Below are 13,487 nucleotides of genomic sequence, written 5' to 3' on the forward strand. Positions count from 1 at the left end.
ATTAAAAACACAGTGATCATGCTGTGTTTTTTCTTTAAAAAATGCAAAAAGCGCATTTTTTAGCAAAAAAATAGCAAAAAATTGCATTTTTAAATAAATTTTAAATTTTCGTATTATAATACTTATGTAAAACAAATAATTAATTTCGGAGGAAATATTATGGAAAAAGAAACAAAAGGTTGCGCAATGAGTGGAAGTTGCTCAGCAAAAGAATTAGTAAAACAATGTTTAGATGAATTAAAAACATGTTCTTGCCCAGTTAGAAAAGCAGAATTAAAATCAGAAATTGAAGCTTCTTTAGAAAAAGTATCATGTGCAAAATCAAAAGCAGCTTTAACAAAAGAATACAAAGCATTAGTAGAAGTATGTAAATGTGGTGCTACAGCTGGATGTGGTTGTGCTCCAGAATCATGCGCTTGCTAATTTAAACAAAAATATGTACTGGTTTTCAGTACATATTTTTTTACTTTTAAGTTAATCGCATTTATTAAATGCGTCCTTTAAAATTGAAAGTTCATTAAATAAGCTTTTAAAATTACTGTCAGTTTCAAAATCTAATATCACTTCACCTGAAATAATGGCTTTTTTAAAGTACTTAGCTCAAATTGAAGCTTTACCATCCGGTTTTAGTTGTTCAGAGAATAAGTCTTCAATTTCAACAAATTTCTTGTTTAAATCAGTAAGTGTTCGAGCAATAGCACAACGTTTGTAATTTTGGTTAATAAAATCTGCAAAATCACTACCATTTTTATCTCCATCAACCAAAAACACTGGCCGATGAGTTAATTTTTTAGCATTAGCTACTATCTCTTCTTTTTGCTTTAATATCCCTTGCACTGGAATAAAGACAAAGTCATTAATGTTATTTTTAATAGCATAAGCTGTTAAATAACAATAATCGGTAAATCCTTCAACAAAAATTACCATTTGGCTAGGACTAATCCGAATTACTTCGTAGTGTGGAATAGTTAAAGCATACGAAATACCCTTAATTCCATCATGGTTTTCATTACCTAGATAGAAATTATTATAAATAATGGTATTTTCTTTTCCTACTAATTTTTCAGCACTTTCTTCTGTTTCTAAATCACTTTTACCAACTACTACAATATCTTCTAAGTAATTGTAGTCAATTAGTTCACTTCTAACTGTAGTACAAATGATTGTCACTTTTTTATCGTGAGTAAAATCTCTTAAGAAAGCTTTTAAATTTCTTAAAACAATCGCATCAAGAGCACTACCAAATTCATCAATTAGTAAAATGTCACCTTTTTGAATTTCAGAGTTATTAATTAAACTAAAAAATAATCATAAACTAGTTTTAAAACCTTCTGATTGAGAATCATAAGGGACGATAACACCATTTTGTCAAATTCTAAATGAACATTTTTTCTCTTCAATGTTCAAATCAAAATTGTAAATTCGGTTATCTTCATTTTTACTATGATAAAAACGATTGAATTTGTTATTTAAATCAAGCGCTTTAAATCTCTTATGTACATCTGATCTAAATTCATGAGAAGCGTTTTCGTGATTTACATTTTTGTCAATCCGATAAGCTGTTTCTCAATCAGAAACACTTACACCGCAAAGATCAAAAATACGCATCACCATGTTGTTTTGGTTTGTTTCTTGTGTTTTATCAAGTTCGATAATAAAATCACTAGTCTTATAAGACTTGAATTTTAAAACGAATACATTAGGTTTACACAAGTTATTTAATTGTGAATCAGATTTAAACGAACTATCTACAGCCTCAATAGATAAAATTTTATTCTTAAGTACTGTGCTTCTAGCTTTTTTAAATTTAGGACTCATAATGGCATTTAGCTGAATTTTATTAGTTTCAGCAAAATTTTTAATTTCATTAAATTTATTAGTTATAAAACTTAACATATTGTACAAAAATGCTTTGTTGATATGCTCGATAACGTGCTTATCTTTAATAGCTTTATTTAATTGTTCAATGATATTATTTGTGTTTTTAACTAATGTAGGTGTTTGAGTATTGTTATTTCCGTAATGAAATTGAATCATATTAGACAACTGAAATGAATAGTTAATTAGCTTTAAATAATCTTTTGATATTTCTACTAAATACTCTAAAAAACCAGTATATTCGTTGTTTACAATTGTATTGAAAACTTTTGGTTTTTGTACTTTAGGCAATTGTGCTAATTCAGTTTCTTTTGTTTCTACATTTACAAAATCATTAAAGTCTAATACTTTTAACTCTTTAGTAGTGTTTTTAAGCTGTCTTGTTATTTCATAATAACAATACTCACCATTATTTTTGTCATATAAATTGTAATACAAAGGATAATCAGGTATCATGACTCTATTTGTACTGTAAATTAATTTAGCATCTAAAAATGCTTGTTTAATTATTTCTAGATCTTCTTTAATTTTCTTAAAAGAGCCATCCTTATCAGCCTTTAGTATTTGAATTAAATTATTAATTCTATTTACGTTATCTGATCCAGCAGTTAATAATTTGTACTTTTGGACCACTTTATAATCCCCATAAAGAACTACATGAAAGTTGAATCATTTAACTAATTGAAGCAACTTATCTTTATCTAATTTTTTATAAGTATAAGTAGTCTCAATTTTAATTGTGTCTTTTATAGGTTGAATTTTAGTATCCTCAAAGCTCGATTCATAGTAATATGGTAAGTCAGATACTGTAATACTTTCAACTTTTGTATCTTTATTATCAATAGAACCAGTTAAACCGAATTTTTGAATAAAACTATAGCTGATTTTTTTGTCACTTTTTCCGATTACAAATCCTAATTGTGAAGAAATATCATTTCTGTAGTTTTTAACTTTTGAATGAGGAAAATTATTAATTTTGAACTCTGATTTTCCAGTTGCAATTTTAATAGCTTCTAAAATATTACTTTTACCAGTATTGTTAGGCCCAATTACAGTAATAAAATCACCAGGGCTATCAACATCAGGATTGATGAGCATGGTAGTACCAGTGTTTTGGTCATTCTCATCACTATTTGCAATATTCATGAAGTTTTCAATTTTAAGGTATCTAGAAAATATATTTTTTTTTCATTTGTTCCTTAAAATTAGTTTGCAGATCCGTTATGAAGGCCTTAAAACATAACAGAACTACAATATAATTATATAATTAAGCTTTAAAATTTAGCTAAAATAGTCCAAAAAATCAATCTTTTTGATGCAAAAACATTAAATTAATTTCAAATGATTTTATTAATAATTATCAAACTAGTTGATACTGCATGAATTGAAAACTCAAACATATTTATTAACTAAAAACACTTGTACACCAGGTTTTTGAGTTAAATTTACATACTAGATAAAATTTCATATTTTTTATTTTGAAAAATCAGCCCTTAATATATAATTGTAAAGCAATAAAAACACGACTTATTGCCAAGTGGAAGATTTGTTTAACATAAATCGCTAGACCACAATATCGAAAGGATACATAACATGGCAAAAAAAGAAATCCAAAGAGTTGCTAAGTTAGAATTCATCGCAGGACAAGCTAAACCAGGTCCAGCACTTGCTGGGGTTGGTGTTAACATGCCTGAATTTACAAGAGCATTCAACGACGCAACTAGAGATAGAGGAAGTGAACCAGTTCCTGTTCAAATTACAGTTTACAAAGATAAATCATTCGAATTCAAATTATTTACAGCACCAGCTTCATACAAAATTAAACAAGCTGCTAAACTAAAAAGTGGTTCAGCAAACGCTAAAACAACTATTATTGGTACAATTTCAAAAGAACAATTAAGAGAAATCGCTGAATACAAACTACCTGACTTAAACACAGATGATATCGATGCTGCTATGGCTACAGTTGCTGGAACAGCTAAACAAATGGGTGTTTTAGTTGAAGGGTATGACGATATTTTCAAAGCTAAAGCTGCTGCTAAAGCTGCAGCTAAAGAAGCTAGATCAGCTGCTGCTAAAGAAGCTACACTTGCTGCTGACTTACAAAACCTAGCTGATACAAAAGGTAAAGGTATTGAAGTTACAACAATCGCTGATGAATTAAGAGCTGCTAAAGAAGAGCAAGAAGGAGACAAATAGTTATGGCAAAAAAAGTTTCTAAAAACTTAAAAGCTGCAAGAGCTTCTTTTGATAGAACAATTGCTTACGAATTAGAAGAAGCAATTGAACTTGCTAAAAAAACTTCTTATGCAAAATTCGATGCTTCAATCGACCTAGCTTTCAATTTAAATCTTGATGTTCGTAAAGCTGATCAACAATTACGTGGATCAATCTTATTACCAAATGGTACAGGTAAATCAATTAGAGTTTTAGTTGCTACAAATAATACAGAATCAGCTAAATTAGCTAAAGAAGCTGGAGCAGACATCGTTGTTGATGGACCTGCTTTAGAGCAAAAAATTAAAGAAGATGATTTTAACTTTGACGTTATGGTAGCTGACCCAGCTATGATGCCTTTATTAGGTAAATACGGTAAAAAACTAGGACCTAAAGGTTTAATGCCAAACCCTAAAACAGGTACAGTTACTCCAACACCATTTAAAGCTGTTGAAGAACTTAAAAAAGGGAAAGCAAACTACCGTACAGACAAAGCTGGTATTGTTCACTCATTAATTGGAAAAGCAAGCATGTCAACTGCCGCTTTAGTTGAAAATGCTAAAACACTTATTAGTTTAATTAGAAAAATTAAACCTGCTGCTGTTAAAGGTACATATATGTTAAACCTAACAGTTTCAGCCTCAATGGGACCAAGTGTTAAAATTAAATTAGAAAAATAATACTAATAAGTCACTCAAGTTTTTGAGCGACTTATTTTTATACAAAAAGCAAAATATAAAATAAGTCGGCTAAATTTATTTAAAATATTTTATAATTAGATACTAAAAAGATCACAAACTAAGGAGTCAAAATGAAAATAGGAAATTCAAAAGTTGCTATTGATGCGATTGAAAAATACGATTCAATTATTGTTTTCCACCACATTCGTCCTGACGGCGATTGTTTAGGTAGCCAAGCTGGATTAGTTGAATTAATTAAAACAAACTATCCAAACAAAAAAGTTTATGCAGTAGGTGATAATGCCAATGTATTTAACTTTATGAATTATGAGTTTACTAAAATTGAAGATATTGATTTTAATAACTCATTAGCAGTTGTTGTTGATGCTTCAAGTGGAGATAGAATTGAGTGCGCTGAATTACTATATGATAAGAAAACTACAGCAAGATTAAGAATTGATCACCACCCAAATAGTGCTGATATTGATTACGAATACAACTACATTGATGAGCATTATGTAGCTGCTGCGGAAATGATTGCTCAAATTGCTTATGATGCAAACTGAACAATTACTAAAAAAGCTGCTGCACATATTTATTTAGGGATTAATACTGATAGTGGTAGATTTTTATACCCAAATACTTCAGCAAGAACACACAAATTAGTTGCTTATTTAATGGAAAGTGCTGATTTTCACCCTGCTGGTATTTTAAGAGAGTTTTCAAAAAGAACATTTAAAGAAATTAAATTTGTTGGTGAAATTTTAAGTGGATTTAAAAAAGAAGGAAGAGTTTTATACTACGAAATTTCAGCTGAAACATTACAAAAACACCAAATGAATTCATTAGAAGCTGCTATTTTTGTTAATGAATTAGCTAATATTGAAGATAACTCTTGTTGAGCGTTATTTGTGCAATTAGAAGATGGAAAAGTTCGTGGTAGATTACGTTCAAATGGTCCAATTGTTTCGAATGTAGCTAGAAAATACAATGGTGGTGGACACGACAATGCTGCTGGAATCACTATTGATTCATGAGATTTAGTACCACAAGTAGTTGCAGACTTAAACGAATGCATTAGAGAGTGAGAAAAATAATGCAAATAGGTTCAATCGAACTAGCTACAGAAACATTGTTAAAACACGATAGTATTGTTATTTTCCACCACATTCGTCCTGATGGCGATTGTTTAGGTTCTCAATTTGGATTAAAAGAATTATTAGAAACTAATTTCCCAAATAAAAAAGTTTTTGCAATTGGAGATACTAAAGATTCATTTCCTTTTCTAAATTTACAAATGGATCAAGTTCCTAGCGATGAAATTTTAGCTAATTCATTAGCAGTTGTGGTTGATGCTAACTTTAAAGAAAGAATTGAAAACAGCTTTGTTTTAGATAAAAACTTATTTAAACAAGTTTTAAGAATTGACCACCATCCAAATGATGATGATTTAGGTGAACAAACCATTAGATGAGTTGATAGTTCATATTGTGCAGCTGATGAAATGATTACTGAAATTGCAGTTAAAAACAACTGATCTATTACTAAAAGAGCAGCAAACTTATTATATTTAGGTATCAACACAGATAGTGGTAGATTCTTATTTAATAGCACTAGTGCTAGAACTTTTAATTTAGTCGCAAAACTATATGAAGCTGGATTAGAAACTGATTTTATACATACTAATTTAGCTAAAGTTTCATTAGATGACTTAAAATATTCTGCATGATTAATGAGCACTTTAAAAACTCGTGATGGTGTTGCATACATTCAAAATAATCTGGAAGATACATTAAAATTAGGCAAAACACCTCAATCATCAGTCAGAGTTAATAGTATTGCAAACATTGATGGATTTCCTATTTGAGTTCAATTTACTGAAGAAGAAGATCATAGAATTAGAGTGGAATTCAGATCAAATGGTCCAATTGTTAGAAATGTCGCACTTAAATACAATGGTGGTGGACATGAAAGAGCTTCAGGAGCTATTATTGATTCATTTGATTTAGTTGAAAATGTGATTGATGATTGTGCACTAGAAGTGCAAAGATGAATGTCTGAACAAGCTAGCAAATAATTATTTTTAAGTTGACAGAGATGTCAACTTTTTTAGTTTTAAAAACCAAAAGTATAGTGAAACCATATGTTTAGGAACATATGGTGGTGTTTAGCTATCATAAATTATTATCTAGTACATCAAAGATTTATTTAAATTTAGTAAAATCAAACAATTTATTTACAAATAACCAGAAAGTTTTTAGACGTATCATACATAGTACAGGTTAAGTTTGTTATAATTAGTTAATGATAAAAACAAAAACTAAAAAATTATTATTATGAGCAAGCTCATCTTTAACTGCAGCGGCTGTGTTACCGCTAGCTATTAGTTGTAAAACAGAGGAAGAAAATACTAAAAGTCCAAGTACCTTAAATGAAGGTAAAACTACAGCTGAAGGTGATACAAAAGAATCAGCAGACGACTTAGCTACTAAAAACTTAAAAGCTGTATTAACTAGTGAAACATTATGAAATAATTCAGTGAAATTACTGGCTGAAAAACTAGTAAATGTGTCAAAAAATAATACAGATGAATTAGATATGTATGCGAATAATTTTGCTGCATATTCAGGTGATATTAAAAGAATTGCTTCAGTACTTTCTGCACCTGGTAAAATCGAAGAATTAAGATCAATCTTTCTATCAATGGTAAATGAAAATAGTTCATTAATTGATAAATTCACCAAAGAAGTTGGTCCTGAAATTACAAAAGCTATTACTGATTTATTAAACTTATTACCTAGCTACACTAAAATAGTTTTAGCTTCAAATAATATAAAATTCAATGATCCAGAATGATTAAGAGAAAATATTAAACTAAATGCATATGATACTGCAAATGCAGAAACAAAAACTAAAGTAGATAGCACCGTAAAACTTTTAATTACTTCATTAGAAAAATTCCAAGCAGAATTATCATCAATACCTGGTTTACCACTACCTCTTGCAAATGTAGAAGCCTTAAAAGATTCAGAACAACAAAATGCTATAAAAAATGGTTTAGTATCAATAAGTAATGTAATTATGACTCATGATCCAAATGTTTCACTTATTGATTTTGCACACAATTTATTTGAAATAATTAGTAATCTACCTTCAAATGCATTACTAAAAATATTAGGAGCAGTTAAACCTATAACTGTAGATGACACATTTGGTGGATCAGCGGAAAAAAGAGCTAAATTTTTAGAAAAAATATCTAATTTTTTAGGTTCTAACACTGCGCAAGCGTAATAAAATTTATTATTTCTTATTAACTGATGTAGAGAATAAAATATAATATTACTACTATATAATCAATGGAGGTTATATGAAATTAAAACATTTAAGTTTAAATGTTGATCACGCTTTAAAAAACGGATTAGCTGATGTTAAAAATTACCAAGAACATGTTTCTAAAATTCATCATGATGTTGTAACAAAACAAGTTGCAGAACATGAATGATTAGGGTGATACAACTTACCTGAAACTTACGATAGAGACGAGCTTTCAAGAATGGAAGCTAAAGCTGAAGAGTGAGAAAAATTAGGTGTTGAGGTTGTTGTAGTTATTGGTATTGGTGGATCATATTTAGGTGCTAAAACTGGATATGATTTCATTTATGGACCATATTCAATTAACACGCCTCGTATGGAATTAGTTTTTGCTGGAAATGACATTTCTGCTGAAACTTTAGTTTCAAAATTAGAGTATGTTAAAGGTAAAAAGTTTGCTATTAATGTAATTTCAAAATCAGGCACTACATTAGAGCCAAGCATTGCTTTTAGAGAATTTAGAAAACTTTTAGAAAGCACAGTAAGTGAAGAATTAGCTTCAAAACTAGTTGCTGCAACTACAGATAAATCAAAAGGTGTGTTATATGAATTATCAGTAGCTAAAGGTTATGAAAGATTTATCGTTCCAGATGATATTGGTGGTCGTTTTTCTGTTTTAACAGCTGTTGGACTATTTCCATTTATTTGTGCAGGTATTGACGCATATAAAGTATTAGAAGGAGCTGCAGTTACAAACAGAGAATTATCATCAGATAAGCTTGAAGAAAACCCAGCATATTTATACGCTGCTACAAGAAATTACTTACACCAAGTAAAAGGTTTAAAAGCTGAAATGCTAGTATCATATGAACCAAAAATGCAATATTTTGCTGAATGATGAAAACAACTTTTTGCTGAAAGTGAAGGTAAAGACGGAAAAGGTATTTGACCAATGAGTTCAATTTTCTCAACAGACTTACACTCATTAGGGCAAATGATTCAAGATGGAAATAAAATTCTATTTGAAACTGTTTTAACTTTAGAAAACCCGGCTCAAAACATCATTTTCAAAGCAGATAAAAGTGATTTAGATAAACTTTCATATTTAGATGGAAAAGACTTACATATGGTTAATAACACAGCTTTTGCTGCTACTACAAAAGCTCACGTTGAAGTAGGTCAAGTTCCAAACATCTTAATGACATTTGATCGTTTTGGTGAATTAACTTTAGGTTCACTATTTATGTTCTTTGAAAGAGCTTTAACTATGAGTGCTTACTTACTTGGAGTTAATCCATTTAACCAACCAGGTGTTGAAGTTTACAAAAAGAACATGTTCTCAATGTTAGGTAAAAAATAGTTAAATTAAAATCCACTTATTAAGAGTGGATTTTATTTTTGCTTATTCATTATTTAGTTTGGCATATTTACCTAAAATGGTATTAATACGCTCTTTAGTAGGGTCTACAATTAAGTAAGTACCAGCAACACACGCATCAGCACCAGCTTGAAAGCATTGTGGACCATATACTTCATTAATTCCACCATCAACTTGAATTAAATAGAATAATTTATGTTGAGTTCTTAATTTTCTTAATTCTTTAATTTTATCTAGTGCGATAGGCATAAATTTTTGACCACCAAGCCCAGGTTCTACTGACATAACTAACACTAAATCAATAAAAGGTAAAAACTTAACAATTGCACTAACTGGAGTATTAGGTTTAATTGCTAAACCAATTTTTAAGATTCTGTCTCTATTAACAACGGTTAAATACTGATAAAAAGCATCTAAATCATCTTCGATAGCTTCATAATGAAATGTGAAGATATCAAAATAATCAATCACTTTTTCAATGTACTCATATGGATTTTTAATCATTAAGTGTGCATCTTTAAAATGAGGTTTACTTTCTTTATCAATAACAGCTATTTCTTCTGGTTCTATAGTGGTATTAGGTACAAATTGACCATCCATAATATCATAGTGAATTCATTTAATACCAGCTTGAACTAACTTGTTAACCATTTCTAAACGGTCTTCTTTTTTAACATTTAGTATACTTGGTGTTACATATTTTGATGTAGACATTTAGTACCTCTTTTCTGGAACTTCTAATAGCAATTTTAAGTAGTTTTGATACCTTAATTCTGGTATTAAATCTGTTCCGATATGCTGTTTAATTGCACAATCATTAATCGATTCATTTTGATGCAAGCATGAACGATATTTGCAACTAGGAGCTAGTTTTTTAAAACTAAAATAACTTTGTGCTAATTCTAATTCATCTAAATCTAGTATTAAAGATGAAAAACCTGGTGTATCAATTAAATAACCATCATTAAAAGGAACAATCATAACTACTCTAGTTGTGTGTTTTCCTCTTCCTAATGCTTTCGAAATATTTTGTGTTTCAAAACTGTATTTTCCTAAATTATTTAAAGTAGTGGTTTTACCTACACCACTTTGTCCCATAAATACTGAGTATTTGTTTTTAAATAAAGCTTTTAACTCATTTAAATTATCTGGAACACTATTATCAATTAAAAATACTTTATAACCCATTTTTTGGTAGTATATTTTTCATTTTATGGCTTCAGCTTGATCTAAATCAATCTTGGTAAAACAAAAAATGGGTTCAATGTTTTTAGCTTCGATAATTGCTAAATATTTATCAACTAAAAAAGGTTGAAACTCAGGATCTTTAATTGACATAAAAACTAGCATTTGATCAACATTTGCTACTTTAGGTCTAATGAATTCGTTTTTACGCTCTAAAATTTGAACTATTTTAGTTCCATCAATTTTGACTTTATCACCAACTAAAGGGGTGATGTTTTCGTATCTTAATCTACCTGCGGCTGGGATGTTAATTTCTGTTCCATCTTCGCTTACACAAGTATAAGAACCGGCAACTATTTTGTATATTGTATAAATTTTCATATTATCAAGGTTTGATTAGTAAAACAATAATTAAAGCAAAAATGATAATTACAACTAATCCCATTACAATGTAAAGTCATTTGTTGCTATTGACAAATTCTGGCAGACTTTGTTTTGGTTTTAAAGTTTTAGTTGAAATAGGTGCATCAAATCAGCGATTTGAATCTAAACATACATTTAGGTCATCAATTATTTCTCTTACTGTTTGATATCTTTGTTGAGGATTTTTAGCTGTACATTTAATAATAATATTAGCTAGTGCACTAGACATTTTACGAAACTTTCTAGGATCTGGAAATGTTTCATTTGAGTGCATAAATAAAGTGGCTTTAGCATCTTTACCTTCAAACGGATAGCGACCAACACACATTTCAAAAAGTACTATACCAATAGCATAAATGTCAACTAAATGTGTGATAACTCCACCTTTTTGGATGGTTTCAGGAGCTGTATAATATGGGCTACAAATGACTGCATTAGTTTTAGTATAACGTTGTGAGTCATCTGAGAGTGAAATACCAAAGTCAATTAAGTAAATTTTACTAGAGTCACTAACTATGATATTTGAACTTTTAATATCTCTATGAATGATATTAAGGTTATGAATTTCTTCAACCACACTAGCTAATTGTTTAGCGTAAAAAACCAATTGCTTGGTGTTTAAGTATCCGTGGGTTCTGATGTGGTCTTCAAGTGTAATCCCTTTAATATATTCCATCACATAGTATCTTTCGTCTTCATTTGCATAATATTCGAAAACTTTTGGTACGTATTGTGATTTTATTTGTTTTAATAAGTTTACTTCACTATCAAAACGTCTTTTATTACTGTCATTTCCGTTTGAAATGTAGTATTTTAAGGCATAAGAAATATTGGGATTAGCTTTGAGTCTAACTTCATAAACCATACCCATTCCACCACCACCAATTTGACGAATAACATTATATTTCTGTCAAATTCGTGAATTTTCTTTAATTACAGTATTAATTTTTGCACTAGTTGACATGGTTACCTTCTAAAGTTAATACTACAGCACTCATATTATCATTTGAAGAACCGAATGTGGCTTGTTTGACTATTTCACTAACAATTTTTTTAGGATCTTTGTATTTTAATAAAATGTTTTGCAACACAGTTTGGTCAACAAATTCATGCACACCATCTGAAGTTAGCAAAATTTTTACAGAATTTTTATAGCTATTGTTACTAAATTCATAAATTTCAACTTTTGTATTACCTGAGACACAAATTGAACTAGTTAAAGCTCTACCATTAGGCATTCTGTGAGCTTCTAATTCATCCATACCATTATCGATTAAGTAATTAGCATAGCTATGATCTTTAGTTACTAACACTAATAAATTTTGAACTGTCTGCACATAAGCACGACTATCACCACAATTGAAGACAAAAATTGTTTTTAATGATGGCACAACTAAAACACCAACAACTGTTGTACCCATATCTCTTTTTATCGAATCTGCATTAGCAGCATTTTTTAAGTTTAGTTTTGCTTTTTCAATCGTTTCACCAATTCAACGTTTAGTATTGATACTGCTACTTGGTTTATAACGATTGATAAATTCGAGTGAAAAGGTTGTAATAACTTCAGAAGCGGCATAGTCTCCAAAACTATACCCACCCATTCCATCACATAGCAAAGCTAAAACCATATCATCTTTTTGAACTACATTAACTCGATCATCATTTTTAGGTCTAACAGTTCCAGTCTCTGAAACGGTAGCGAATTTAATCATTTATTTCCTTTAAAATAATGTCTCGAATTTCATTTGCAGCTTGTTCAGGAGTGTGGTTTACCACTTTGTATTTGAAAATCTTAGATTCAGCGATTTCTAATTCAGCTTTTTTCAAACGCTTTCTTAAAGTGTCAGCACTCTCTGATCCACGGTTAATGATACGTTTTCTTAATTCTTCAATTGAAGGAGGAAGAATGAAAATTGTAATTAAATTGTATTTATCAGTGTAGCTTGGTTCATTGAATTTTTTAATAACTTTTTGAGCTCCATTAGTTTCGATTTCTAACATTGGAACTTTGTTTTTGTTATTAATTCTTTCTAATTCCGAAAACAATGTTCCATAGTAGTTTCCTAAATGGTATGAAAATTCAATAAACTTCCTCTTTTTCATCTTGTCTCTAAATTCGTCAATATCGATAAAGTAATAATGAATTCCATCAAGTTCACCTTCACGTCTATTTCTAGTTGTAGCTGAACATGATAGTGATAAATTTAGATCCTCAAATTCAAAAAGAAGACGTTCAATTGTACCTTTACCCACTCCAGAAGGGCCTGAAAAAATAACAATTGGTTGCTTTTTGTTAGTGTTTGTCTTCATAGTTAAAGTTATTATAGCATTTTTTACTTTTTTACATATTAAATCTATGATTTAAGCTCAAAAAAATGCATCTTTTTGTTTATTAAAAATCTGTATTTTTG

13 protein-coding genes are annotated in these 13,487 nt (G+C 29.5%); 7 read left to right on the forward strand and 6 right to left on the reverse strand.

The annotated features are described in order from the left end of the window. The first annotated feature begins 159 nt into the window (after positions 1-159). Entirely contained in the window at positions 160-423 is a 264-nt protein-coding gene (locus ACJA23_RS00845; protein ID WP_406614392.1) for a hypothetical protein, read from the forward strand. A gap of 51 nt (positions 424-474) precedes the next feature. Here ACJA23_RS00845 and ACJA23_RS00850 read toward each other — a convergent pair whose 3' ends face one another. Then, positions 475-3,024 carry a hypothetical protein gene (locus ACJA23_RS00850; RefSeq protein WP_406614394.1) on the reverse strand — a complete coding sequence of 850 codons (2,550 nt, stop codon included), beginning with the start codon at positions 3,022-3,024 and terminating at the stop codon, positions 475-477. Between the two features lie 447 nt (positions 3,025-3,471). On the opposite strand from ACJA23_RS00850, the gene rplK reads away from it, so the two are divergent. From rplK to ACJA23_RS00880, 6 genes are all read left to right on the forward strand, one after another. Then, a complete protein-coding gene (gene rplK / locus ACJA23_RS00855) occupies positions 3,472-4,077 on the forward strand; it encodes a 50S ribosomal protein L11 (protein ID WP_406614396.1) in 606 nt (201 codons plus the stop codon). Between the two features lie 2 nt (positions 4,078-4,079). Next, the gene (gene rplA / locus ACJA23_RS00860) at positions 4,080-4,775 is read left to right on the forward strand and encodes a 50S ribosomal protein L1 (protein ID WP_406614398.1); all 696 of its coding nucleotides are present in this window, start codon (positions 4,080-4,082) and stop codon (positions 4,773-4,775) included. Positions 4,776-4,906: 131 nt separating this feature from the next. Beyond that, complete coding sequence (locus tag ACJA23_RS00865; protein WP_406614400.1) at positions 4,907-5,872, forward strand: DHH family phosphoesterase; 966 nt, start codon at positions 4,907-4,909, stop codon at positions 5,870-5,872. Next, a complete protein-coding gene (locus tag ACJA23_RS00870; protein WP_406614402.1) occupies positions 5,872-6,852 on the forward strand; it encodes a DHH family phosphoesterase in 981 nt (326 codons plus the stop codon). The genes ACJA23_RS00865 and ACJA23_RS00870 overlap by 1 nt, the downstream gene beginning before the upstream one ends. Before the next feature lie 227 nt (positions 6,853-7,079). After that, positions 7,080-8,066, forward strand: a complete 987-nt coding sequence (locus tag ACJA23_RS00875) for a hypothetical protein (RefSeq protein ID WP_406614404.1) — start codon at positions 7,080-7,082, stop codon at positions 8,064-8,066. A gap of 76 nt (positions 8,067-8,142) precedes the next feature. After that, positions 8,143-9,447, forward strand: coding sequence for a glucose-6-phosphate isomerase (locus ACJA23_RS00880; protein WP_406614406.1), 1,305 nt, complete (start codon positions 8,143-8,145; stop codon positions 9,445-9,447). Between the two features lie 42 nt (positions 9,448-9,489). Here ACJA23_RS00880 and ACJA23_RS00885 read toward each other — a convergent pair whose 3' ends face one another. Genes ACJA23_RS00885 through gmk form a run of 5 tightly spaced genes read right to left on the reverse strand, consistent with a single transcriptional unit; the run spans position 9,490 to position 13,386 of the window. Continuing rightward, positions 9,490-10,179 (reverse strand): ribulose-phosphate 3-epimerase, encoded by a 690-nt coding sequence (locus ACJA23_RS00885; protein WP_406614408.1) that lies wholly within the window; start codon positions 10,177-10,179, stop codon positions 9,490-9,492. Next, positions 10,180-11,031, reverse strand: coding sequence for a ribosome small subunit-dependent GTPase A (gene rsgA / locus ACJA23_RS00890; protein WP_406614410.1), 852 nt, complete (start codon positions 11,029-11,031; stop codon positions 10,180-10,182). Position 11,032: 1 nt separating this feature from the next. Continuing rightward, positions 11,033-12,037: a serine/threonine-protein kinase gene (locus tag ACJA23_RS00895; protein WP_406614412.1), complete on the reverse strand. Its 1,005-nt coding sequence runs from the start codon at positions 12,035-12,037 to the stop codon at positions 11,033-11,035. Next, positions 12,027-12,788, reverse strand: a complete 762-nt coding sequence (locus tag ACJA23_RS00900; RefSeq protein ID WP_406614414.1) for a PP2C family protein-serine/threonine phosphatase — start codon at positions 12,786-12,788, stop codon at positions 12,027-12,029. The genes ACJA23_RS00895 and ACJA23_RS00900 overlap by 11 nt, the downstream gene beginning before the upstream one ends. Then, positions 12,781-13,386, reverse strand: coding sequence for a guanylate kinase (gene gmk / locus ACJA23_RS00905; protein ID WP_406614416.1), 606 nt, complete (start codon positions 13,384-13,386; stop codon positions 12,781-12,783). The genes ACJA23_RS00900 and gmk overlap by 8 nt, the downstream gene beginning before the upstream one ends. Between the last annotated feature and the right edge of the window lie 101 nt (positions 13,387-13,487).

The organism is Mycoplasma corogypsi, assembly GCF_045276875.1.
Taxonomy (GTDB): Bacteria; Bacillota_I; Bacilli_A; order Mycoplasmatales; family Metamycoplasmataceae; genus Mycoplasmopsis; species Mycoplasmopsis corogypsi.